17 protein-coding genes are annotated in these 23,434 nt (G+C 71.9%); 8 read left to right on the top strand and 9 right to left on the bottom strand.

The features are described 5' to 3' along the window. Positions 1–35 precede the first annotated feature (35 nt). Positions 36–557 carry an ATP-binding protein gene (locus ACFYSC_RS11975; RefSeq protein ID WP_389960170.1) on the bottom strand — a complete coding sequence of 174 codons (522 nt, stop codon included), beginning with the start codon at positions 555–557 and terminating at the stop codon, positions 36–38. 360 nt (positions 558–917) lie between these two features. Between ACFYSC_RS11975 and ACFYSC_RS11970 the strand changes: the two genes are divergently transcribed. The 3 genes from ACFYSC_RS11970 (at position 918) to ACFYSC_RS11960 (ending at position 3,960) form a co-directional block, all read left to right on the top strand. Then, complete coding sequence (locus ACFYSC_RS11970) at positions 918–1,811, top strand: helix-turn-helix transcriptional regulator (protein WP_389960168.1); 894 nt, start codon at positions 918–920, stop codon at positions 1,809–1,811. A gap of 14 nt (positions 1,812–1,825) precedes the next feature. Continuing rightward, complete coding sequence (locus ACFYSC_RS11965; protein WP_389960166.1) at positions 1,826–2,035, top strand: DUF397 domain-containing protein; 210 nt, start codon at positions 1,826–1,828, stop codon at positions 2,033–2,035. 293 nt (positions 2,036–2,328) lie between these two features. Then, entirely contained in the window at positions 2,329–3,960 is a 1,632-nt protein-coding gene (locus ACFYSC_RS11960) for an integrase (RefSeq protein WP_389960164.1), read from the top strand. Between the two features lie 13 nt (positions 3,961–3,973). Here the strand turns inward: ACFYSC_RS11960 and pglW are convergent, their stop codons facing one another. Both pglW and ACFYSC_RS11950 read right to left on the bottom strand, forming a co-directional pair. Next, positions 3,974–8,152, bottom strand: a complete 4,179-nt coding sequence (gene pglW, locus ACFYSC_RS11955) for a BREX system serine/threonine kinase PglW (protein ID WP_389960162.1) — start codon at positions 8,150–8,152, stop codon at positions 3,974–3,976. 307 nt (positions 8,153–8,459) lie between these two features. Further along, positions 8,460–10,103: a YncE family protein gene (locus ACFYSC_RS11950; RefSeq protein ID WP_389960160.1), complete on the bottom strand. Its 1,644-nt coding sequence runs from the start codon at positions 10,101–10,103 to the stop codon at positions 8,460–8,462. A 460-nt stretch (positions 10,104–10,563) separates the two neighbouring features. On the opposite strand from ACFYSC_RS11950, the gene ACFYSC_RS11945 reads away from it, so the two are divergent. Next, entirely contained in the window at positions 10,564–10,983 is a 420-nt protein-coding gene (locus ACFYSC_RS11945) for a PPOX class F420-dependent oxidoreductase (RefSeq protein ID WP_362932307.1), read from the top strand. A 128-nt stretch (positions 10,984–11,111) separates the two neighbouring features. On the opposite strand, the gene ACFYSC_RS11940 is transcribed toward ACFYSC_RS11945, so the two are convergent. From ACFYSC_RS11940 to ACFYSC_RS11925, 4 genes are all read right to left on the bottom strand, one after another. Next, on the bottom strand, positions 11,112–11,939 hold the full coding sequence (locus ACFYSC_RS11940; RefSeq protein WP_389960158.1) for a CPBP family intramembrane glutamic endopeptidase: 828 nt from the start codon (positions 11,937–11,939) through the stop codon (positions 11,112–11,114). A 553-nt stretch (positions 11,940–12,492) separates the two neighbouring features. After that, the gene (locus ACFYSC_RS11935; RefSeq protein ID WP_389960156.1) at positions 12,493–13,671 is read right to left on the bottom strand and encodes an SGNH/GDSL hydrolase family protein; all 1,179 of its coding nucleotides are present in this window, start codon (positions 13,669–13,671) and stop codon (positions 12,493–12,495) included. Positions 13,672–13,731: 60 nt separating this feature from the next. Beyond that, positions 13,732–14,334 (bottom strand): DNA-binding response regulator, encoded by a 603-nt coding sequence (locus ACFYSC_RS11930; RefSeq protein WP_389960154.1) that lies wholly within the window; start codon positions 14,332–14,334, stop codon positions 13,732–13,734. Beyond that, entirely contained in the window at positions 14,331–15,503 is a 1,173-nt protein-coding gene (locus tag ACFYSC_RS11925; RefSeq protein WP_389960152.1) for a sensor histidine kinase, read from the bottom strand. The genes ACFYSC_RS11930 and ACFYSC_RS11925 overlap by 4 nt, the downstream gene beginning before the upstream one ends. A 107-nt stretch (positions 15,504–15,610) precedes the next feature. Between ACFYSC_RS11925 and ACFYSC_RS11920 the strand changes: the two genes are divergently transcribed. Genes ACFYSC_RS11920 through ACFYSC_RS11910 form a run of 3 tightly spaced genes read left to right on the top strand, consistent with a single transcriptional unit; the run spans position 15,611 to position 17,936 of the window. Continuing rightward, complete coding sequence (locus ACFYSC_RS11920; RefSeq protein WP_389960150.1) at positions 15,611–16,513, top strand: ABC transporter ATP-binding protein; 903 nt, start codon at positions 15,611–15,613, stop codon at positions 16,511–16,513. Positions 16,514–16,539: 26 nt separating this feature from the next. Next, positions 16,540–17,259, top strand: coding sequence for an ABC transporter permease (locus ACFYSC_RS11915; RefSeq protein ID WP_389960148.1), 720 nt, complete (start codon positions 16,540–16,542; stop codon positions 17,257–17,259). Then, positions 17,256–17,936, top strand: a complete 681-nt coding sequence (locus ACFYSC_RS11910) for a GPP34 family phosphoprotein (protein WP_389960146.1) — start codon at positions 17,256–17,258, stop codon at positions 17,934–17,936. The genes ACFYSC_RS11915 and ACFYSC_RS11910 overlap by 4 nt, the downstream gene beginning before the upstream one ends. A 154-nt stretch (positions 17,937–18,090) precedes the next feature. Here the strand turns inward: ACFYSC_RS11910 and ACFYSC_RS11905 are convergent, their stop codons facing one another. Beyond that, positions 18,091–20,262, bottom strand: coding sequence for an N-6 DNA methylase (locus ACFYSC_RS11905; RefSeq protein ID WP_389960144.1), 2,172 nt, complete (start codon positions 20,260–20,262; stop codon positions 18,091–18,093). Positions 20,263–20,475: 213 nt separating this feature from the next. After that, on the bottom strand, positions 20,476–22,344 hold the full coding sequence (locus tag ACFYSC_RS11900; protein ID WP_389960142.1) for a serine/threonine protein kinase: 1,869 nt from the start codon (positions 22,342–22,344) through the stop codon (positions 20,476–20,478). A 234-nt stretch (positions 22,345–22,578) separates the two neighbouring features. Here ACFYSC_RS11900 and ACFYSC_RS11895 point away from each other — a divergent pair, with 234 nt between their 5' ends. After that, complete coding sequence (locus tag ACFYSC_RS11895; RefSeq protein WP_389960140.1) at positions 22,579–23,280, top strand: DUF4352 domain-containing protein; 702 nt, start codon at positions 22,579–22,581, stop codon at positions 23,278–23,280. The last annotated feature ends 154 nt before the right edge of the window (positions 23,281–23,434 follow it).

Below are 23,434 nucleotides of genomic sequence, written 5' to 3'. Positions count from 1 at the left end.
TTCGGAGAGCTGTCATCGGACGAACGACACAGCGATCAGGCAGTACAGTCCTCGGCGGTCACCGATGGAGTGGCCAAGACGCACCAGACGACCTTGCCGCCGGTGGACAGACGGTAATGGCCCCAGCTGCGAGCAAGGAGGTCGACGAGACAGAGGCCGCGTCCACCCTCGTCATCCGGGTCGGGGGCGCGAAGGACCGGCGGAGTACGGCCGGCGGCATCCCAGACCCGCAGTACGACCAGATCCCCAGCGCGCTCGGTGCCGGGGCTGTTTCCTGCACCTCCGTCGCTCTCGGGGTCGCCGGGGCGGTAGAGGTCGAGCCAGATGTGGTCGGGGGGCGGGGGTGCCGCCGTCTCCAGGTCCGCGCCGGGTACGGGGGCGAGGTGGGCCTTGATGGCGTTGGAGACCAGCTCGGAGACGATGAGCTGGGCCGTATCGACCAGGTCGTCCCGGCCCCAGCCCTCCAGTACGCGCTGGACGTGCACGCGAGCGTAGTAGGGCGAGGTCGGGAAGAGGGAGAGCTCCAGGTGGTGCTTTCCGGTGCTGAAGTCGGTCATCGGCTACCCGTTCCTGGTCGGCATGACAGGCGGCAGGGCATGGGACCGGCGCCGTTCGCAGACGGGGGCGGCTGCTCTCCCCACGGGGGATGGGAGCACGACGCCGGTCCCATGAGGGCACGACCTGGGACGCGGCAGGGGGCTGCCGCGGGTCATGCCGCTTGAGCCGGACGGACCCCGAACGGGGTGGGCCGTTACGGGAGGGAAGATCATCCGCCCGGCTGTCCAGGGAAATCAGAGGTTTCGCCTTCCGAAGAGGAACCGACCCGGCAGGCTTTACGCTGAGAGCATGCACCATCACAATGGGTGAACGCAATATAGGCGTTCACACTGGCCGCATAATCCAGAAAGGCGTTAAAGATGCAGGTGAAGCCCGATTTGGGCCCGGTCGGACCCCTGCCACGACCCAGACGCCAGCCGCCCACGGTTCGCCTGCGCCGACTGGCCTCCGAGCTGCGTCGCCTCCGGGAGGAGGCCGGACTCTCCCAGACTGAGGTGGCCGAGAAGACCGACGTCAACCTCGCGACACTCCACCGGATCGAGACAGCCAAGGCGAAACCGCAGCTCCGGACCCTTACCGCTCTGCTCGACGCCTACGGCGTGACCGGCGACCGCCGCACCGGACTGGTGGCCTTGCAGAAGGAGGCCAAGCAACGCGGCTGGATCCACGGGTTCGAGATAGACCTTCCCGACAAATACAGCGCGTACATCGGCCTGGAAGCGGAGGCCCGCGAGGCCATCAACTACGAGTCGCTGTTCATCCCGGGACTGCTCCAGACCGAGGATTACGCGCGGGCGGTGATGCGCGGCGTGCGGCCCACCATCACCGACGACGAGATCGAGACGCGGATCGCCGCACGGCTGCACCGCCAAGCGCTTCTCGAGAGCGAAACGCCTCTGCGGCTATGGGCGATCCTGGATCAGGCCGCGCTGTCGCGGACGGTCGGTGATGACGCCATCATGCGGGACCAGCTCACGCACCTCGCTCAGCAGGCCCAGCGCCCACACATCACCGTCCAGGTCATTCCGTTCTCCGCCGGAGCCCATCCCGGCATGCCGGGGAGCTTCATTGTGCTCAAGTTCGACGATGACGGCCCCGACGTGATTCACATTGACAGCATGGCCGGCGGTCTGTTTCTTGAGAAAGAGGCGGATATCCGGCAATACAACGACACATGCCAGCATCTTCGCGCGATAGCCCTCAGCCCCGCCGACACGGCCGCTCTCATCGCGTCCCTGCGTGAAGATCGCTAGGGGAAGGAAGCAGGATGCAGCAGCCCGACCTCTCCGGTGCGCGCTGGCGCAAGAGCAGCCTCAGCGCCGACGGCCCGAGCTGCGTCGAGGTGGCGTTCGTCAACGACGCCGTCGCCGTCCGCGACACCAAGGACCGCGACGGCGGAACCCTCATCTTCCGCCAGGACTCATGGGCCGCATTCATCGGCGGCATCAAGTCCGGCGGCTTCGACACGCTCACCTGACCGAGGAGGCCGGAGGTGACGACCGTCCGCATCCGGTCAGGTGCACGGCGCGGGGCGGACGGGTCGCCGAGCGGCGCTGAGCCCACCGGCGTGGCCCCGAACGCCCAATGCGACCTGGACAACAGCGATCCGGCCGAGGACATACGAAAAACCAGGGACGACCACGGTGTGAGCGGGTATGCTCAAGGAGTCGCGAAAGCGAGCACAGGCTAATCCGGGGCTTCATGCCCCTGAGGGCGCGGTCTTCGGACCGCGCCCTCTTTACTTCCCCCGACCCCCGAGGCCGCTCCTTCATGAACGCGATCCTCCTCGGGCGTGACCCCCGGTCCTCCTACTCCCGGCACGTCACGACCCGGATGCTCGACTTCACCAGCGCCACCGCCCCGTGGACCCGCCGGCTGTGGGACGTCAGCTCCCTGCTCGCCCTGGAGGAACTGTACGAGGCGGGCGTCTGGGTCGACCGCAAGGTCCTGTCGCAGGGAGCGGTCGACTGGCAGCGTCATGCCCTGGATCGGCTTCTCGGCACCGACCCGGCGCTGGGCAGCAAGATCTACCGACGCGAGCTGCAGGAGTGCGTCAAGACCACCCTGACGTCGGCCAGCGACGGCCGCCGCAAGCTGCGCCACCTCATCGACGTCGCCCGCCCCGGCTACCTCGACCGGTGGGCCACCGCCGTCGCCGTCGAGGCCCCACCCCGGGCCGAGCGGGTCGCCAGGGCCGTCGCCTCCCACCTGCTCGACAGCGGGCACAGCCTGGCCGGGTTGCAGCGGTGGCTCCGCGACGGGCGGCAGGACCTCGCGGCCACGGAACTGCTGACCGAGGCGGCGGCGTTGCTCGCCCGGCCCCCGCGCGACTGGAGCGTGGTCGTCCCGTTCCAGGCGCTGCACCGGCACGAGGACCTGGCCGGCCACCTGCCGCACTGGCGGACCGCGGACGAGACGCGGGCCCTGGCCGCCGAGATGGGCCTCACGCCTCCGGAGCGGATCGTGGGCTCGCTGGCCTTCACCGTGGAGGCGCGCGACTCCGTCCGCGCGGTGGAGATCGCCTTCGGCCTGGTCGAGCGGATGCAGGCCCGCGCCCGGTTCGCCACGGGTGCGCCGGTGCTCCCCCTCGGGGACGCCTACGTCGCCGGGGAGACCAAGCCCCTGGCACTGCAACCGCCCGACCGGGGAGCGCAGGTCCTCTCCCTGGCCGCCGAGCGCCAGCTCTACGTCGTCGGCGGTGAGGTGCAGCGCTTCGGCGAGCAGTCCAGGAACACGGTCGACGACGCCCTGGAGATCGCCTCCGGGCTCAACCAGGGGCCGCTCGCGCCCGCTGTCGCCGGAGGCTGGGCGGCGCTGGAGTCGCTGCTCACCGAGGCCCGCGACCCCGACGAGCAGGGGAAGGTGGTCGCCGCGACCCGGGCCGCCGCGCTCGTCGCCGCATCCTGGCCGCGCGCCGAGCTCACCGCGCTCTCCTACCGGATCCGCGAGGTGAAGGACGGTGACCTGGCCGCCCGCCTCGGCGCGTGCGACTCCAACCGGGGGCGGGCCGCGTTGATCGCCGCTGAGCTGAGGGCCGAGGGTTCCCTCCCGCTCGTGCGGTCGTGGCGGACCCGCAGCGACGCCGCCTGCGTCCTGCGGCTGCGCGAGCTGCTGACCGACGAACGGCGGGTGCTGGAGCGGGTGCGCTACTACGTCGAGGTGTCGCTGCGCCGGCTGTACCGCTGCCGCAACATCGTGCTGCACGGCGGCTCCACCGGAGGCGTCGCCCTGCCCGCGGCGCTGCGGGTGACGGCCCCGCTGGTGGGCGCGGCCCTCGACCGCCTGACCCACGCACACCTGGTCGCCGGGATCGCGCCCATCGCCCTGGCCTCACGCGCCGAGACCGCCCTGCGGATGATCGGCGATGACCTCGGCCCGGACCTGTGCGACCTGCTCGAGTGACGTCCTGCGGAGGCTACGAGGCGGCGGAGCGGTGGTGGGCCTCGACCCACTTGGCGGACACCGGCAGCGCTCCGAGGGCGCCGGGGGCGGGCCGGTCGTCGATGTGCGGCATGCCGCCTCGCTCGACGGGCAGCAGCAGCCAGCGTGCGGCGGGCCGGGCGGTCGCCTTGTCCGCCAGCCGTTCCAGCACCGCCAGCCGTTCGTAACGGGCGAGCGGCGCCGCCTCGACGATCAACAGCGGCCTGGTCTCGGTGGTCAGCCGCTCCTCCAGCCCGGTCGCTGCGAGCGCGACGAGCCGCCGTAGGTTCGCAACATCCTGCGGAGCGGCGTCCGGGCGGTCGGAGCGAAGCACCAGCGACCAGTCGACGTTGAGCGTCTGGGCGGTCTGTCGCATCGCGGTCAGCAGCTCGGCGGTGACGTCGAGCACCTCGGCGCCGAACCGCGCGCTCAGCGCCGCGACGGCGTCGAGGTAGAGGCGGTAGTTCACCGCGAGCGTGACGAAGCCGCGCTCCCGGGCGGACAGCTCCATGCGACGCTCGAAGTCGGCGAGCTCCCGGCTGCCTCCGGTGCCGCTCAGGCTGGAGCCCACTCGGCTCCTGGAGGACGGCAGGATGGTGGCGAGCATCCGGCGCGGTTCGTAGGTGCCGTGGCCACGGGCGAAGACCAGCGGGACCCCGGCCTTCTTGAGCAGCGCGTTCAGCTCGCGCGGCTCCTCCCCTGGAGGATCCTGGGGGAACGGACCGACCTTCGGGTAGCGGGCGCGTACCCGTGCCTTGAGCTGTTCGGCGTTCATGCCGTGGCGGACGACGCCGAGCGAGGAGGCCATCTGCTCCAGGGCCAGGCGGGGGTCCAGTCCGTCGGGGTAGATCTCCGCGCGCCCGTTGGCCGCGGCGGTGCGGGAGGCGGCGGCGGCCAGCAAGGCCAGACGCTCGGCGGGCAGCTCCGCCGCTCCCTGCGGCAGCCGTACCGCGCGCAGCCTGGCCTCGGTGTGCGCCGCGCTGGGCAGCGGGGACTCGGCGATCAGGTGGTCGGCGGCCCTGCCCAGCCGTACGGCGTAGTCGAGCAGGTCGGTGCCGGGCACGGCGTCGGGGTCGGTCGGCTTCTCCAGCGCGACGATCACCGATCCGTGACAGTGCCGCTGCAGGAGCCTGGCCTCCCCGCCCCGCTCGGTCTCGACCTCGACGGCGGCGCGGACCAGCCCGAGGGCGCGGCGCATCCACCGCTCCCCCGCGGCGTCGGGGCTGCGGGAGGCGAGCAGCGCCTCGGCGATGCCCGTCGCGGCGACCACGCCGCCGGCGTCCTCGACGATGTCCACGATCTCGTCCCGGACGCGGGTGAGGCTTCGCTTCGACCGCCAGCCCTTGCGCGCCTTGGGGACGATCTGGCCGACCCGGCCCGCGGTGACCCCGGTCGCCTGCGCCAGCTCGGCGTTGCTCGGCCAGTCGGAGTCCGTGTCCTCCAGGCCGAGGTAGAGCCGCAGCACCTGGGCCTCCGCGGAGTCTCCCCGGAGGCTCTTCGGCACCAGGGAGCCGAGCACCGCGCCGACGCCCCGCTCGGAGTCGTCCTGGAGATCCGCGGTCTCGAAGGTCTCGGTGGAAGGCTGGAGCCGGCCCCGCCACTGCTTGGCTCTGCGCCTGATCTCCCGCTTCGTGGGATCGGCCACCCCGGACAGGCGCGACAGCTCGAACGGCGAGCGGGCCAGCAGGTCACGGACGGTTCTGACGTCGATGCGGTGCAGCGCGTCGACCGCGCGGGGGGTGAGCCCCGACGAGGCGATGGCGGTGTCCAGGACGGCCTTGGACGCCGCCTGGTCGAGCTCCTCACCCGTCACCGGGTTGACGCTGGTGGGCGTGGCCGCCGCCGGCGGGACGGACTCGAAGGCCGCCTGCCAGGCGATCCGCATCTCCTCGATCGACTCGTGCCGGGCCTTGACGTCACGCGAGAGCGCCCGGCGGAAGAAGGCGACCAGCCCGTCGCGGGCGGGGCCCGGCTCGAAGTCACCCGGGTCGATCGTGACGTCACTCTCGATCACCGCCGGATGGCTGCCACCGGTGCCATAGGTGGGGGTCCGGCCGGTGGCCATCTCATAGAGGGTGACGGCCGCCGCGTAGCGTTCGGCCGCCGCGTCGTAGCGGGGGCGGTGGACCGGGTCGAAGAACGGGTCGAGGTAGGGCGGGGTGCCGACGCCGGTCTGCTCCAGCGGCGCCCGCGACAGAGAGAAGTCGAAGAGCGACAGGTGCACCTCGCGACTCTTGCCGCGCTCGCGGAACGCGAGGTTGTCGGGCTTGATGTCGCGGTGGTTGATCCCGGCGAGGTCGAGAGCGGCGAGGATCTCCAGCAGGTCCCTGCCCCAGCGGCTGAGGAAGTCGAGCGAGAGGCGCCCCTCCCTGCGGATCATCGCCGCCAGACTCTCGCGGCCGGCGTCCTCCAGGAGCAGCGCCGTACGGCCGCCGACGACCAGCGGCCCCTCCAGGCTGCGGGCGATGCGCGGCTCACGGGCCAGGTGGAGCACCTCGGACTCGTCCAGCAGGCGCCGGCGGGCGCCGTCCTCGTCCAGCGCCACCTTCAGCACGGCCTGGCCGTGCTCGGGGTCCTTGACGAGGAGGGCGAGAGCGGTGGACCCCTGACCCAGCCGCTGGACCACCTCGAACCGGCCGGGCTGCTCCCCGGTGCCGATCACCACACCCGGTGCGGCGTCCAGCGGATCGACCCGCTGGGCGGCCTCCTCCTGCTGGAGGAACTCCCGGATCAGGGCCTCCAGCTCCTGGGCGAACTTCTCCGTCGACTCCGTACGCAGGTCGACGTCGCCCGCCGTGGCGTTCCTGATCAGGTCGATCAACATCTGGGAGGCGCCGTCCAGCTCGACGCCGATGTCGAGGCCCCGTTCCCGGGTGAGCCGCTGCTGGAGCTCCTCGCCGGTGTCAGCGGGCGCCTTGCCGGTGAAGATCAGGAAAGACACGGAGCCGAGGCCGAAGACGTCGGCCAGGATCGGGTCGGCGGCCGGGTCATGAAGCGTCTCGGGCGCGAGGTATCCATGGGCGGCCCGGTCGGTCAGCGCCTCGAGCGTACGGGTGCCGACGGCGTAGCCGCCATATCCGGGGGATCCCGGGGCGAGGCGCGCGGCGGTGTGCCAGTCGCGGACCCGCACGCCGTACCGGCCGTTCGCGAAGCTGCGGACGAAAATGGAGAGCGGGCTGAGCCTGCGGTGGACCAGCCGCCGGGAGTGCGCATACCGCAGCGTGTTGGCCAGGGTCCGGACGAGGCCGACCCGCTGGTCGATGGAGAGCTCGTCCGCCTTCTGCATCAGGAAGTGGTCGAGCCGGACCTCGGTCGCGTCGTGCTCGAAGACGACGGCGAGACCGCGGTCGTGCTCGTAGAACTCGAGCGCGCGAGCGATGCCCGGATGGTTGACGTTCTCCAGGGTGACGAACTCGCGCTTGGCGGCCCGGAGGGTCGCGGCACGCTCCTCCTCGGAGACGCCCCGATCGACCAGGTAGAAGCGGACCCGCCGGGCGCTCTCCAGCATGGGGTGCCGGGCGAGGTAGTCCTGCCAGCCGGGCCCCTCGGCCAGAGGAGCACCGGTCAGCTCGAGGTTTCCGACCCGGCGATGCCGCACGCTGGGACGCACGCCCGCCTTGTTGATCAGCCGGGCCAGCTCCACCGAACGCCGACGGTCGATGGCGTTGTGCGGGTTCGACGGGGTGACGGCCAGCTCGTTCGCGATGAGCTCGTCCAGGCCGTCCGGGCCCTGCCCGTCGATCCGGTAGACGCCCTTCCTGCCCCGGTCGGTGAGCCGTACCTCGGCCGTCGGCTGGTGGAGGACGACACCCGCGTGCACGAAAGGCAGGTCGCGCCCGCCGGCGTCGATGAGCAACTGCTTGAAGTGCTTGGCCTTGATGTCGGCGAGGATGCGGGGGTGGTCCTCAGCCGTGCCGTTGTGGAGCCAGGTCTGGTGGTCGCCGACGATCCGGCCGGACCAGTGCTTCAGCTCCAGCAGGTAGATGCCGCCCTTGCCGATGACGAGCAGGTCGACCTCGTACTGACGGCCGCTGCGAGTCGTGAAGCTGAAGTTGCTCCATGCCCGGTAAGGGTCCTCGTCGTCGAGTCTTGCCCGGATCGCGGCGAGGCCGCCTCGTTCGTGGGCGTACTCGGAAGGTGTGATCTCCTCCCAGCGCTTGCTACCGGACTCCACAAGCCCCTCCGTTCCTCCGCGGGAAGTCTAGTGCGGACCGCCCGTTTTCCCCATCCGCTTCGTGGGCAGCGGCGTGGAATCGGTCAGGGCGGCCGGCCTCCGTTTCCCGTTGCGCCTTCGCCGAAGGTGGGAGTCGTCCGAGAGACTTTCGACCAGGACGTCATTCCAAGGGAGCGCCATCGCGTCGCGGCATGCGCCTTCCGGAAGGCGGCTCGGGCATGACGCCGTAGCCGAGGCCGCGCACCGGCTTTCACCGGGAACGCGACCACGGCCCTGCCCGGCCCGATGGCCGGGCACGGCCTTCAGGTCACTCGACCATGATCCGGTGGGTGGCCTTGGCCGGTCCGGCTGTGGCCTCCCCCGACCACATCGCGAGGTAGTCGTACCTGCCGGCGACGGCGGGCGTGTCGGTGAACGTGTACGTGCCGTCGTCGTTCACGCTCACCGGCGGCAGCGTGACGCTTTTACCGCTGACGCCGTCGACGTACACGCTGCGTTGCACGGTGAGCGTGGCCCTCACGGGCGGATGGTCACCCGCCGTGAGCACGCCGGTCAGTGTGACGGGCGTGCCGGCGACACCCGACTGCGGCCCGTCCATGGTGAGGGTGGACACGTGCCTGATCATCACGGTGACGGAGGCGTCGCTCCGGCGGTAGCTGTCGTCGCCGTCCCAGAACACCTGGTAGGTCACCTCACCGACCTCCGGCGGCGTGTCCTGGAAGGTGAACGTGCCGTCCTTCCGAGTCGTCACGCCGGCGATCGGATCCTTCCTCCCCTCGACCGAGCGCCGGGTCACCGCGATCGGCCTGAGCCCGAGCGCCTTGCCGTCGGCGCGAGTGAGCCGCCCCTCGACGGTGACCGGCGAGCCGATGAACTCGCGCGCCGGGGCCGTCACCTTCAGAGTGGACGCCGGCAGCGCGACGCCCGTCACCCGCCACAGCAGCAGCCGGTCCGCGGAACTGCGCAGCAGCGCGAAGACGTCCGAGCCGGAGAACGCGACACCGTCCGGGAGCAGTTCGGCGTCCGGCTTGTCGGCCGCGAACAGCTTCGCGCCGGTCGCGGCGTCGTAGAGCGTGAGGTCGGTGCTGCCGTACTGGCGTCCCGCGGCGACGTAGGCGCCGTCCGAGCCGAGCGCCACGGCCGAGGGGTACCCGTCCCAGCCGTCGCCGTAGGTGCCGGTCACCGCCAGGGTCCGGGTGTCGTACCTGTTGAAGCGGCCGGGACCGTCGGCCGCGGAGTACAGGGTGGCGCCGTCGGAGGTCAGGGCGAGGTCGCGCAGGTAGTCCATGCGCCACTTCGTGCCGTCGATCGTGCCGCGCAGCTCCGGGGTGCCGCCGCCGATGTCATAGACGAGCATGTCGGCGTGGTGCAGGCCGGTCCGGCCGACCACGAGCGTGTCGCCGGCGGCCGCGAGCACGGGAGCGCTCAGGTGCTCGCCCCCGACCGCCGTCGGTGTCGGTACGGCCACGCTCAGGTCCAGGCCGACGACGCCGCCGGGATCGTCGCATCCGTACCCCACCCACAGTCGCTCGCCCAGCAGGGCCAGGGTGGACGGGCACGGGTGAGCTGAAAGGTCGATCCGCCGGGTGACGGCGAGGCTCGCAGTGTCGATCTCGGCCACCTCGTTCGAGCCGGTGAGCGCCGCGTACAGGCGGGTGGCGTCCGCGTTCATGGCCAGCTCGCGGACGTCGGACAGGCCGGTGACGACACCGCCGGTGAGGTTTCCGTCGGTGCCGGCCACGATGATCCGATCGGTGGCGGAGACGAACACCCGGCCGCCGCCGACGGCCAGGTCGGCGGTGTAGGAGTCGAAGGTCACCCCGAGGTCGGTCGTGATGTCGGCTGCCGAGGCGGCGGGGGCCGCGACGGTGAGCAGACCGGTGAGAAGGCCGGTGATCAGACCGGCGACGCCGCAGTGAGCGACTAATCGACGAACCAGTGGGTGGCGCACAAGACCTCCTGCACAGATGGGAACGTGTGTTCTAATAACCTCCCATGATCTCCATCCCGTCAAGATCAGCCGATTGCGCGAGACCAAACCGTGATCAAGAACGCTCCGTCCTGGTCGGGGAAGCGCGTTCTTGGGGGAAGACAGGGCCTGCCGTGCGCAAGGGACCCCTCGCTCAGCCACATGTCCAGTGCCGGTCGGTACCGTCGCGGTCCAGATCCGTCACCGGGTGCCGTCGGCGACGTTGATGCCGGTCGCGTCGAGACACCTGCCGGACCGTGGAGCGACGATCCGGTCGCGCCTCTGGTCTCCCCGGGTGCGCCGGACCGTCTCAGCATCGGCACGCGTACGGCGAGGCGTGGGCCTCGGGCGGATTCCGAGGTGCCCCTGTGGACATACTTCTCATGAATCACACCCGCGTCACCCGTAACACCCGGGGACACCGAGCCGAAAGAGGATAGCCATGTCGAACCCGCCGCTTCCCGAGGGCGTCGTCGAGATGCTGAAGAAGCCGAACCCCGCCGTCATCGCGACGCTCCGGTCCGACGGTCAGCCCGTGTCCACGGCCACCTGGTACCTCTGGGAGGACGACGGCCGGATCCTGGTCAACATGGACGAGGGCCGCAAGCGACTGGACCACCTGCGCAACGACCCCCGGGTGACGCTCACCGTGCTCGACGAGGGCAACTGGTACACCCACGTCAGCATCATCGGGCACGTCGCCGAGATGCGTGACGACGAGGGCCTGAAGGACATCGACCGGCTGTCGACGCACTACGGGGGCAACCCGTACCCGCGGCGGGATCGCAAGCGGGTCAGCGCCTGGATCGAGGTGGACCGCTGGCACGGCTGGGGCGAGCACAAGGACAGCAGCCAGGCCTGACGGCCGCGGCGCCGTTCCTCACAGAAACCCCGGACGATGGGGCCGGGCGGCGCACCCGGCCACCTGTCGGCAGGCCGCGCCACCTTCTCCCCTGGCGGACTGCGGACGGACGGCTCGCCCCGATGGAGTCAGGCGGCTTCCCGCCGGAGCCGCCGCTCACGCCGCCAGACGAACGCCACCATGCCGATGTTCGCGACGGCGAGGATCAGCACGGACGGGCCGCCGCTGCCGGCGGACCGGTCGATCGCGAAGGCCTCGCCGTCCGCCATCAGCGTGTTGACGGCCGTCCACAGGACGTTGTTGGCGGTGTGGAAGGCGATGGACGCTTCGAGGCCCCGGCTGATGATCGCCATCAGGCCGGCGCTGATGGCGAACACGGCGTAGTAACCGGCCAGCCAGGGGTCGGCCGACCCGTGGCTCGCTGCGAAGGCCAGGCTGGAGATCACGAGTCCGACGGCCATGGCCGGGCGCACCGCACGCACCCAGGACGCGGCGGCGGGCAGCATGGCGCCCCGGAACATCAGCTCCTCACCGGCGGTCTGCATCGGGGTGCTCAGCACCACGAGCCCCAGCATGACGATCGTCGTGCCGGTGACGCCGAAGGCGGTCCAGCCCGGCGAGTCCGGCGCGATCAGCGCCACGACGCCGATCACCGCGCCCACCAGCGGCACCGCGCCCATCAGGTAGTACGTCAGGCGGCGGGTGTCGAAGGCCCGCGGGAAACTGATCAGGCTGCGCCACGGCACCTTGGCCAGCCACGCCAGGAGCAGGATCGTCAGCACGCCCGTCACGCCCGTGCTCAGGTTGACGGCCAGGAACTTCAGCGGTGTGAAGGCGGGCGCCATCGGGTCGTCGCTGCCCTCGAGGACGCCTACGACCTGGTAGAGAAGCACCTGGAGGACCAGCAGCAGCAGCGGCGACCCGATGATGACCACGAGCGGCTTCCACCGGCTCATGCGGAGATGGGCGCCGAACGGCCGGGAGCCGTCGACGGCCGGCCGGGAACGCTCCGGCGTCAGGAGACGCGAACGTCCCGCGTCGGATGGGATCGGGTGGCCCGTCGCGTCCCCGGGTCCGTCGGGTCGTGGTGCGTCCATCAGAGGATTCCTCTCGGGCTTGCGCCGGCAGGTGGGCCCGCGGGCGAAACGCCATGCCTCCTGGGCGCACGCGGGAGCGCGCCGCCACCGGTGACCATGACGTTCATGCAGGCGGGCACATCGGTGCTCACACCCGGATCGCGAGGTCGGTGACCCGCGGGGTGAACATGCCCTCCATTGCAACGCTCACCGCGTCCCTCCGGGCAGTGTCACCACGTCACCACCTCGCCGTGACATTCCGCGCCGGGCACGACGGGAGACCCGCCCGGCGTCGGCCACCGGGGAGTTCCCCGATGCGGCTGGCCTGGTCGTCAGGAGACACCGGGGAGTTCCCCAATGCGGACGGCAAGGCCGAGCGCGCCGGCCCGACCGGCTCACGGCCCGCCCCGGCTCGGAGCGGGCCGGGGGCCGGTCAGGAGCCGTGCCCCGCGAAAGGGCCGTCGGCGGCGAACGCCCGCTCGGCGAAGCGTTCGCCGATGCGCCGGTGGGCGGCGGTGTCCGGGTGGAGCCGGTCGGGCAGCGGCAGTTCGGCGAAGTCGGCCTCGCCGTAGAGGTCCAGGCCGTCGAGGTGATGCAGGTTCGGGTCGCCGGCCGCCCGCTGGGCGGTGATCCGTGCCAGTTCGTCGCGGATGACGCCGAGGGTCAGCTTCCCGCTCGCCCGCTCCGCCGGGTCGCCGGTGGCCATGAAGCGCACCTGCCCGGCGCTGAAGGCGGCGGGGTCGAACGCGCCGGGCCCCGGGGTGTCCTCGTGGATGGGGCAGTGGATGGGTGAGACGACCAGCAGCGGCGTGGTGGGGTGGCCGTCGCGGATGGTGTCGAGGAAGCCGTGCACGGCCGGGGTGAAGGCGCGGAGCCGCATCAGGTCGGCGTTGACCAGGTTGATACCGATCTTCACGCTGATGAGGTCGGCCGGGATGTCCCGCATGGTGCGGGCGGTGAACGGGTCGAGCAGCGCGCTGCCGCCGAAGCCGAGGTTGACCAGCTCGACATCGCCGAGGGAGGCGGCCACGGCCGGCCAGGTGGCGGTGGGGCTGGTCGCGTTGGAACCCTGGCTGATGGAGCTGCCGTGGTGCAGCCAGACCCTGCGGCCCCGTTCCGGTACGGGTTCGACCGGGGCGTCGGTGCGCAGGGCGACGAGTTCGGTGGTCTCGTTGTGCGGCAGCCAGATCTCGAGGTCCTTCACCCGGTCGGGCAGGCCGGTGAAGCGGACGGTGCCGGGTGGGCCGGACCGGTGGTCGGCGGTCCCGGCGGCCATGTCGATGGTCACCGTGTCGCCGCCGGTCACTCCGGCCTGGTCGGTCAGGTGGCCGTCGACGAGCAGGTCGTAGACGCCGTCCGGGCGGGGCGGCAGGCCGGTGTAGGTGTGCCGGGTGGGCAGTGTGTCGAGTTCGACCGCGGTGGCACGGGTGCGGAAGGCCAGCCGTACGCCGGCGGGCTGAGCCTCCACCATGGCGAGCTGCCCGTCGGTGTACTGGGCGCGGGCCCACGCGGGCAGCCGGTGCGGCAGCAGGCCGCGGGCGGTGCGCTGCAGGTCGAGCGCGCCGCGCAGGATGTCCGTGCTGATCGGCGTGGTGATCCAGGTGGTGGTCATGTCCTCGGTCCATCGATCGGTGTCGTACGGTCCCACGGCGGATACCCGCGGGATCGCCCGTCACAGCCAGTCGTGTTCGCGGGCGTAGCGGGCCGCGTCGTGGCGGGTCCGGGTCTGGGTCTTGCGCATGGCGTTGGAGAGGTAGTTGCGTACGGTGCCCGGCGCGAGGTGGAGCCGCGCGGCGATGTCGACCACCGAGTAGCCCTCGCCGGTGACCCGCAGCACGTCGGCCTCACGGTCGGTCAGGGGGCAGTCGTCGGTGACGGCGAGCGCGGACACGTCCGAGTCGATCCAGCGTCTGCCCGCGTGCAGGGTGGCGATGACCGAGACGATGTGGGCCGGTTCCGCGGACTTGCTGACGAAGCCCTGGACGCCGAGCCTCAACGCCTTGCGCAGCACGCCGGGGCGGGCGTGCCGGGTCAGCATGAGGACCACCTGTTCCGGGTGGGCGCGGCGGATCTCGGCGACCGCGCCGAGGCCGTCCACGCCCGGCATCTCCAGGTCGATGACCAGCACGTCGGGCCGGTGCCGCAGGGTGGCGTCGATCGCCGTCCGGCCGTCCTGCGCCTCGGCGAGGACGGTGATGTCGCCCTCCATCGGCAGCAGCGCGGCCAGGGCCGTGCGCAGCAGCGCCTCGTCGTCGGCGAGCACGATGGTGGTCATCGGCCGTTCTCCCCCGGGGCCGCCGGGGCCGCTGATACCTCCGGCGCCGCGCCGGCACGGACGGGCGGGAAGACCGCCGCCGTCAGGAACCGCTCGCCGGTCTGTTCCACGGTCAGCTCGCCTCCGTCGCCCGCCACCCGTCGCCGCAGCACCGCCAGCCCCCTGAGCTCGGGGAGCGTCGTGGCGGTCACGCCGTCGTTGACGATGGTTATGCCCGACTCGGCGAGCGTGATCCGCACCTGGGTGGCCTGCGCGTGGCGCAGGATGTTGGTGGTCGTCTCCCGCAGCACCTGGCCGAGCAGCTCGCCGGCGCGGGAGTCGGTTTCGGCCTCCCGGGTCACCCGGACCCGGATGCCGGCGGCCTCGAACAGGTTCTTCGCGTTCTCGATCTCCGCGGTGAGGTTGAGCCTCCGTTGGGCGTGCGCGAGTTCCTTGGTCTGCGCGATGGTCTCGCTGACCAGCGCGTACGTCTCCCGTAGTTCCTTGTCCGCCCGTGCGGCGTCGTGGGGCAGCAGTCTCCGGGCCAGGGCGATCTTCAGTTTGGCCACGTGCAGGGTGTGGCCCTGGATGTCGTGCAGGTCGCTGGCGAACCGGAACCGCTCCCGGACCACGGCCAGCTCCGCCTCGCGCTCCCGGGTCTGTTCGAGCTCCCGGATGAGGTCGTAGAACCGCTCTCCCACCGCCGTCATGAGCATCACCAGCGCGGTGAGCACGGTCGGGACGAGGGCGTAGACGACCAGGACCTCGCGGACGTCGTCCCGCTGCACGAGCAGCCGGGCCGCGCCGACGGCGGCGACGTAGGCGAACAGACCGGCCGCCGCCGGCCCTCGACGCCGCCGGACCTCGCGCAGTGAGAAGGAGCCCACGGCGCAGACCCCCCAGTACGCGTTGGGGCTGCCGGTCACCAGCACCCCCAGCGGCCACACCACCGCCGCGACGATCATGCAGGGAAGCGCCACCCGCGCCAGGTCGTCCGCCGTCCATCGTTCGAAGGCCACCACGGCCGCCACGGCGCCCGGCGCCAGGACGGCGAGGTGCCACCAGGCATGCGTGTCGGTGTAGAGCAGGAACACGGCGGCGAACACGACCGGTGGCAGGGACGTCGCCAGGTTGAGGCGGCGCAGTCGTCCCTGCGTCGACTCGGTGAAGCGCGGCGGTCGTTCGGTCACGACCCCAGTGTCCGGCCCCCACCGGCCATGACCAGTGACACCACGTCACATGCGGTCGTGACACCGCGCCACTGACGCGTCGCGTGCGTACCCGCTGTCATGGGTACATGTCTACCACGCCCGTCATCGAGGTCGACCGGCTGAACGTGACCTACGGTGACTTCCACGCAGTGAAGGATCTGTCCTTCGAGGTGCGGCCCGGGGAGCTCTACGCGCTGCTGGGCACCAACGGGGCCGGGAAGACCTCGACACTGGAGACCATCGAGGGGCACCGCACGCCGACCTCGGGCACCGTACGCGTCTTCGGGCACGACCCCGGTGACCGGCGAGCGGTTCGTTCACGGATGGGCGTCATGCTCCAGGAGAGCGGTTTCTCCCCTGACCTCACCGTCCGCGAGTCCGTCCGGCTGATCGGCCGGCTCACCCGGCGCGCCGACGACGTCGACCGGGTGCTCGACCTGGTCGACCTCACCGGCCGGGCCGGCCGGCGCGTGTCCCAGCTGTCCGGTGGGGAGAAACGACGGCTGGACTTCGCCACCGCCGTCTACGGCACCCCGGAGCTGATCTTCCTGGACGAGCCGACCACCGGCCTGGACATCTCCTCCCGCGACGCCGTGTGGGCGACCGTGGACCGGCTGCGCGAGAACGGCGCGACCATCGTGCTCACCACCCACTATCTGGAGGAGGCGCAGCAGCGCGCCGACCGGATCGGGCTGATGCACGAGGGGACCTTCCACCGGGAGGGAACCGTCTCCGAGCTGACCCGCACCCTGCCGGCCGTCATCCGCTTCTCCCTCCCTTCCCCTTCCCCGTCGACGCCGACGCCGATGCCGTCGCCGCCGGTGCGGGCCGTCGCCGACGCGGACGGGAGGGTCGTGGTCGAGACCTTCGAACTGCAGAAGGACCTGCACCTTCTGCTGGGGTGGGCGGAGGAGCACGCGGTGGAGCTGCGGGACCTGGAGGCCGGGCCGACCCGGCTAGACGACGTGTTCCGGGCCATCGACCACTGATTCGTCCTTCGGGAAGGAGCCTCACCGTGTTGTCCATCGCGTCCAGCGAACTGGTCCAGATCTTCAGGAACCGGCTCGTGCTGATCACGAGCCTCATCATCCCCGTGGCCGTCTGCGTGCTCTTCGTCCGCCAGCACGAGACCTTCACAGCCATCGGCAGCCTCGGCTACATCGCGGCGATCGTGCTTTTCACCGTGACCGCGTTCGGGCTCTACACCACCGCCGTCACCACCCTGGCCTCCCGGCGCCAGAACCTCTTCCTCAAGCGGCTGCGCTCCACCGCCGCCGGCGACGCCGGCATCCTCACCGGCCTGCTGCTGCCCGTCACCGTGCTGGCCGTGATCCAGGTGACCGCGATCCTGATCGCCCTGGCCGTGGTCGCCGGTGGACCGGCCGACGTCGCCCTGCTCGTGGCGGCGGCGCTCGCGGCCCTGGCCATGATGGTCGGACTGGCCCTGGCCACCGCCGGGCTGACCAACTCCCCCGAACACGCCCAGGTCACCACCCTGCCGGTCACCCTCGGCGTGATCGCCGTGGCGAGCTGGGTGGGCATCAGCGGCACCGCGGACCTCACCTGGCTCAAACGGCTGCTGCCCGGCGGCGCGGCCACCGAACTGACCGTGAACGCCTGGAACGGCGGCGTCGCCGTGGCCGACTCCCTGCTCCTGCTCGCGCCCACCCTGGGCTGGGTCGTCGTCGCCGTCGTCCTCGCCACCCGCCTCTTCCGCTGGGAGCCCCGCCGATGACCGCCGAATCCCCGCCGGCCGTCCCGGCCCTGGCGGAAGACCTCCTGCTCCTGCTGTTCCAGCCCGGGTCCGGGACCATCGCGGGTGAGAACACGCTCTTCTACGTCCTCGGCGGAGCCGTGCTCGCCGACCTCGCCCTCGGCGGCCACCTGACCGTGGAGGCCCGCGACCGGGTCAGGGGCACGGAGGGTCACCCGCCCTCGGATGATCTCCTCCGCCCGGCGTGGGACCACCTGTCCGAGAAGCCGCGGGGGGTGCAGGCGGCGCTCGCGGCGATCGGCCCCGCCCTGCGCGAACCGGTGCTGGAGAGGCTCGTCAGACGAGGCGACATCGACCGGGAGCCGCACAGGCTGCTCGGCCTGTTCCGTACGACGGCCCTCCGGGACGGCGGGACCGGGCGACGAGCCCGTCTCCTCGCCGATGTCCGGCGGGTCCTCGTGGACGGCACGGAGCCGTCGGCCCGCGTGGCCGCGCTCGCGGCGCTGCTCTCGGCGAGCGGGACGCTTCCGCGGTTCCACCCCGAGATCCCCTGGACGTCAGCCGTGATCGAGCGGGCCGAGGAGCTCGAGCGCGGCGACTGGGGCGCCCACGCCGCGGCGGAGGCCGTGAACCGCACCGTGACGGCCACGGTCGTCAACAGCGTCGTCGTGGCCGTCGCCGTGCTTCCTCCGAGCTAGTGCGCCGGCGCCACCGGCCGGCACCACAGGGGGTGGGCCGCGGCCCGGCTGGGGCGAGCACGAGGACGGCAGCCGAGCCTGAGGCCGCGGAATCGGGACGGGCCGGAAAAAGCCGGGCGTCACGGGGCGGCATGGGCCGACCCCGAAGAGGCGGTCAGCCGCGGAGGGTGCCGTCGCCGAGGCCCTGGAGGGCCAGCCGTACCAGGGCCGAGCCCTGTTCCGCCAGGCCGGACGCCGCAGTCTCCACGGCGGCCAGCCGCCGGAAGGCGTCACCGAGGCGGCGCTGCTCGGCCAGGGGCAGGCGGGGCAGCTCCACGCGGCGGATGTCGGAGCGGGAGCCGCCGGTCTGGCCGCGCCGAGGGCCTTGGGAGCCGGCGATCCGGAGGAAGCCGGCGAGGCAGTCGGGGTCGATCCGTTCGAGGTCGGGACGCAGCAGGTGCAGGCCGGGGCCCAGCAACGCGCCGCCCTCGGTGACGACACGGGCGGCGAGGACCCGGCTTCCGGCCGGTACGACGACGTCGCCGGGTTCGAGGACGACAACGCCGGGGGCGGACGTGGTCGAGGAGCCGGACGTGACAGGGGCAGGGGCGGACGCGACGGGGGCGGGCGCGGCGCGGCCGGTGGGCGGGCGGTCGGCGATCACGTCGTCCACGGTCAGCACCGGAACCATGTCCGCGCCGGGCTCACCGGGAGGCGCCTGTTGAACGGCGACCGCGCCGGGCTCGCCGCGGGGCGCCTGGCAGACGACGATCGCGCCCGCCCTGACCTGCTCGGCGACCGTGGTCCTGGGCAGCTCGTCCGCCGACGCGGTGAGTGCGCGCAGGTCCTCGGCGGCCCGCTGGAGCGCGGCGGCGGAGGCGGCCAGCGCGTCGAGCGCGGTGGTGAACTCCTGGCCGGTGCTCGCGGCCGAGCGGACGGTGGCGTGGCGGGCGGGGGTCAGGTCGACGTCCTCGTCCAGCAGCTCGATGAGCGGTACGGCTCCCGGCGTGTCCGCGCCCATCTGGATGTCCGCGCCCACCTGTGTTTCAGCGGTCCCCCCGAGACCCGGTCCTCCCCGCCCAGCCGCGGCTGCCCGGGGACCCGCTTCCCCCTGCTCGTCCGCGGTTTCCCCGGGGACGCCGGTGAAGGACCGCCAGCCGTCCAGGACGGTCTCCCGTACCCGGGGCCAGGGCAGGTCGGCGGCGTCGATCATCAGAACGTGGGACGGGATCGGGTCGCCGGGTTCGGGTCGGCGCAGGATCCACAGGTGGGGTGAGCCGAGGGCGTTCGGGGCGGCCCCGGCGGGCAGGGCGACCACGGCGCGCAGCGCGCCCGCGCGCAGGAGCTGGGCGCGGATGCGGCGGCCGGAGCGGCGGTCGGCGGCGGCGGAGGGCATCAGCACCACGGCATGGCCGCCGGGTTTGAGGTGGAACAGCGCGTGCTGGACCCAGGGCAGCTCCGGCTCGCCGCGCGGGGGCAGGCCGTACTGCCAGCGGACGTCTCCGGACAGTTCCTCGTAGCCCCAGGCGCGTTCGGCGAAGGGCGGGCCGCAGACGACGGCGTCGGCCTGGAGGGAGGGGAAACGGTCGTCGCGCAGGGCGTCACCGACGCGGACCGTCGCGGGGTGGCCGTGCAGCAGGAGCCGTACGGCGGCGATGCGGGCGGCGTGCTCGTCCCGTTCCTGACCGGAGAGGGCGGTCGCGCCCGAGGCGGCGGCCGACAGCAGAAGTGTGCCGAGACCGCACAGCGGGTCGAGGACGGTGCCGTCCCCGGCGGCGGACAGGCTCGTCATGAGGTCCGCGACCTCGGGTGACAGCGTCACGACGCGCCGGGAGTGGGCGTCGAGGTAGCGCTCGCAGAGGAAGTCGAAGGTCGCGGCGGCGCCCTGCCCGGCGGCCAGCTCGGCGACGGAGCGCAGCAACTGGACGGCGACCGCGACAGACGGAGCACCCGTCGGCTCGGGAAGGTCGTCCATGTCGAGTTCGGCGGCGAGCGACTCGGACAGCGCGTCGTCGTCCTTCCTCGCGAGCTTCGCCCACGTCTTCGGGGACCGGTCGAGGAAGAGCAGGAACGCGCCGACCCGGCCGACGGCCTCGGCGAGGCGGAGGTCCTCGACGTCGGCCCGCAGCTCCTGCCAGACGCGTTCGCCGAGCGGAACCTCCGCCAGCTTGCCCTGGCGGCGCAGCCACTCCTCCACCTCGGTCAGGGAGAACAAAGGACTGCTCGACGTCCCGCCGACCGGGGCGGGGAAGTCCTCGAAGCGTCTTCGCCAGTTGCTGACGGCGGCTCGGCCGACCCCCGCCAGCCGGGCGATGTCGGCCGCCGCCACCGTGGCGCTGTCCCGCATCGGCGATCTCACCTTCTCCGCACCGGCACACCGGATGGCCGCCGTATGTCTCGCACGGGGTCAGTGTAGAGATGCCGGTCGATCATGCCAGGGGGAGGTGGCGTCCGCGGGCAGGTCGGGGCCGTGGTCCCGCGCCCGGTAGGTGGTTCGAAGGCGGGCGGGGCCGGTCGGCCCCCGCGGCGTCTCATACGCGTTTCATACCGCGAATCCGCCTCACAATGGTGCCGCGTAGCGATATCCGGACAGATCAACCGAGGAGATGATCCGCCGGTAGCCCGCAGCGTCCTCCGGGCGCGCGCTGAGCACGTAGAACGAGACCTTCGACTTGGGGAGATGCCAGATCTTCATCGTGTACTCGATGTTGACCATGCAGGGGATCGACCATTCCCGGTAGGCGGCCTTCCTGCCGTCCGACATGCGGGCCAGGCTGGAACGACGCAGGCGGGCGCCGTCCCCGTAGACGCCGTAGTAGAGACCGAACTCCCCGATGTCCTGGTCGTCGTAGGAGCCGTTGGGATCGCGGAACACGGAACCGCCGGCCAGGCACGGCGCGGGGTCACCGATCGCCCAGCCCGAATAGGGGTCGTCGATGGAGCGGCCCGGCCAGGAGTCGGGACCGGAACCGGTCTCCAGCACCATGGCGTCGGGGCGGCAGGCGAGTTCCCACGGGCCGCTGCTCCCCCGCGCGTTAGGCGACTCGATGCAGGCCAGGTCCTTGCGGACGCGCAGCAGCCGCCATCCTTTCGGCAACGTCATCGCGATTCCCCGGAAGGAGACGGCCTCACCGCCGGAGCGCGGGACCGTCCGGGCCTTCTCCGTCGCCCCGGTCGAGGTCTGCTGTGCTGTCGCCGGAGTCGGGGAGCCTGAAACCGGCGCGGGCGGAGTCGTGGCCGCGAACTGGGCGAGTGCCTTCGGTCCGGCGGTCGTCTCATTGGAGCGTTCCCGGAGGGGCTCCGCCGGGGACGAGGTCGCCGCGGCGGCGATGATCGCGGTGACCGCCACCAGGGCAGCGGCCGCCGCCGTGGCGATGTAGGCGTGCACCCACGACGGCCCGGAACGCCCGCGCGCGATCTCGGCGGAGTCGCCAGCCGGAAGCGCCTTGACCTCCGGAGCCGCCGGAACCTCTGGAACCTTCGGAACCGGCGCGGCCGCCACGGTCGCCGGCGACGCGGCGGGCGGCTCGGGCCACTCCGTCGTCTCGCCGGGCGACAGCACCCAGGTGCGCTGGATCATCGCCGTGGCGTCGGCCTCCGGCTCCGCCGTGCCGTCGGCCCGGTTCCGCCAGGCGTCGGTGACCCCGGCCAGGACCTCGGCGGCGGCCGGCCGTTCCGCGGGGTCCTTGGCCAGCGCCCGTTCGACGAGGTCGCGCAGGTCGGCGGGGACGGCCCCGGTGTCCGGCGTCTCCTCGCGGACGCGGTAGGCGAGCACCTCGGGTCGGCCGGCGCCGTACGGGGGCTCGCCGGTGACGGTGAAGAGCACGAGCAGGGCCCAGCCGTACACGTCGGCCGGGGTGCCCGCGGAGCCCTCGCCGTACTCCTCGGGACTGATCCAGCCGGGTGAGCCGACGAGCGTGCCGGTGTGCGTCACCGTGCCGCCGTCCAGCACCTTGGCGATGCCGAAGTCGATCAGCCGCGGCCCGTCGGGGGCGAGGATCACGTTGGACGGCTTGAGGTCGCGGTGGACCACGCCGGCCGCGTGCATGGCCACCAGCGCCTCGGCGACCCCGGCGGCCAGGCCGTACAGGGCGTCCCCGGACAGCGGGCCCCCGGCGCGTACGTGCTGCTCGATCGTGGGACCGGGGATGTACTCGGTGGCGAGCCACGGGCGCTCGGTACCGGGATCGGAGCCGAGGACCCGGGCCAGGCAGACGCCCTCCACCCCGTCCAGCACGGAGATCTCCCGGCTGAAGCGGCGGCGGAACTCCAGGTCGACGGAGAGCGGCTCGTGCACGAGCTTGACCGCCACCCGGCGGCCGGTGTCGTCGACGCCCGCGTAGACGACCCCCATGCCGCCCGCGCCGAGACGTCCCACCAGCCGGTACGGGCCGATCTCGCGTGGATCACCTGACAGCAGCGACAGCACGCGGCCTCCATGGGGGTTCGTTCGGCTTGGGCGGAGATTGAAGCAGATGGAGGGGAGATCCACCAGAGGAAGACGATACACACCATACGCCCGAAACCAGGTTTGTTCTTGTTGACTCAATTCACAGTGTGGTTAACTCGTAGGACCGGGCGGCGTGCGAGCGCCGCCCGGTCCATCCACTCGCGTTCCCCCGAGAGTCCATTCACTCGCGTCCCCCGAAAGCGAGCCCTCGTCATGCACGGAAACGAGCAGCCCCCGCACGGCCCCCAACCGCAGGGTCGGCCCCCGCGGTACGGCCCGCCGCCGCAGTACGGTCCGCCGCCCGTCCACCCCCGGTTCGTGGCCGCGCCGAAGAGGGGTGGCTGCCTGCGGGCGTTCGTCGTCGCTGTGGTCCTCCTGGCCGGGCTGGTCCTGGTGGGCGTCGGTGTGCTCCTCAGCGGCGGGGGCGGCGACTCCCCCGGATCGGACGTCGGCGTCTCCGCCCCCGCCGGGAAAGCCGAGAAGGACCGGAAGGACGGGAAAGCCGGAGAACAGGCCGCGGCCGGCATCGGCGACACGGTGAAGGACGGCAAGTTCTCCTTCACCGTGACCAAGGTGGAGAAGGGCGTCGAGCGCGTCGGCGACCAGTACGTCGGGTCCGACGCCCAGGGCCAGTACGTCCTCGTGCACGTCACCGTGAGGAACATCGGCGACGAGGCGCAGATGTTCCTCGACTCCGCGCAGAAGCTCATCGACACGGCCGGCCGCGAGTACGACGCCGACTCGGGGGCCGCCGTGCTCGGTCTAAAGAACCCCAACGCCTTCCTCAACAACATCAATCCCGGCAACGGCGTCAGCGGCATCCTGCTCTTCGACGTCCCCGACGACTTCAAGATCAAGGCGATCGAACTGCACGACTCGCTCTTCTCCGGCGGCACGCAGGTGGCGCTGCGGTGATGAGTCCACCGATGTGATCTCATTCCGGGAACGTTCCAACAATCAGAGATCACCGACCACTAGCATCACGCCACCCGCCCGATCACCTGGGCGGGAGGGGCCGGGTTCGCACGGACATCATGCGGCGAGCACGAGCCGTACGACGTGAAGGAGA

This window comes from Streptosporangium sp. NPDC004379 (assembly GCF_042873875.1).
Taxonomy (GTDB): domain Bacteria; phylum Actinomycetota; class Actinomycetes; order Streptosporangiales; family Streptosporangiaceae; genus Streptosporangium.
The sequence above is the reverse complement of the archived record's forward strand: the minus strand, read 5'-3'. Positions and strand labels throughout refer to the sequence as shown.

What these genes read in the sequence shown, in the direction of transcription:
- ACFYSC_RS11895 (WP_389960140.1), top strand. Translation starts at nt 22,579, where the DNA reads ATGCACGGAAACGAGCAGCCCCCGCACGGCCCCCAACCGCAGGGTCGG.
- ACFYSC_RS11910 (WP_389960146.1), top strand. Translation starts at nt 17,256, where the DNA reads ATGACCGCCGAATCCCCGCCGGCCGTCCCGGCCCTGGCGGAAGACCTC.
- ACFYSC_RS11965 (WP_389960166.1), top strand. Translation starts at nt 1,826, where the DNA reads ATGCAGCAGCCCGACCTCTCCGGTGCGCGCTGGCGCAAGAGCAGCCTC.
- ACFYSC_RS11920 (WP_389960150.1), top strand. Translation starts at nt 15,611, where the DNA reads ATGTCTACCACGCCCGTCATCGAGGTCGACCGGCTGAACGTGACCTAC.
- ACFYSC_RS11945 (WP_362932307.1), top strand. Translation starts at nt 10,564, where the DNA reads ATGTCGAACCCGCCGCTTCCCGAGGGCGTCGTCGAGATGCTGAAGAAG.
- ACFYSC_RS11960 (WP_389960164.1), top strand. Translation starts at nt 2,329, where the DNA reads ATGAACGCGATCCTCCTCGGGCGTGACCCCCGGTCCTCCTACTCCCGG.
- ACFYSC_RS11975 (WP_389960170.1), bottom strand. Translation starts at nt 557, where the DNA reads ATGACCGACTTCAGCACCGGAAAGCACCACCTGGAGCTCTCCCTCTTC.
- ACFYSC_RS11935 (WP_389960156.1), bottom strand. Translation starts at nt 13,671, where the DNA reads ATGACCACCACCTGGATCACCACGCCGATCAGCACGGACATCCTGCGC.
- ACFYSC_RS11970 (WP_389960168.1), top strand. Translation starts at nt 918, where the DNA reads ATGCAGGTGAAGCCCGATTTGGGCCCGGTCGGACCCCTGCCACGACCC.
- ACFYSC_RS11940 (WP_389960158.1), bottom strand. Translation starts at nt 11,939, where the DNA reads ATGAGCCGGTGGAAGCCGCTCGTGGTCATCATCGGGTCGCCGCTGCTG.
- ACFYSC_RS11930 (WP_389960154.1), bottom strand. Translation starts at nt 14,334, where the DNA reads ATGACCACCATCGTGCTCGCCGACGACGAGGCGCTGCTGCGCACGGCC.
- ACFYSC_RS11905 (WP_389960144.1), bottom strand. Translation starts at nt 20,262, where the DNA reads ATGCGGGACAGCGCCACGGTGGCGGCGGCCGACATCGCCCGGCTGGCG.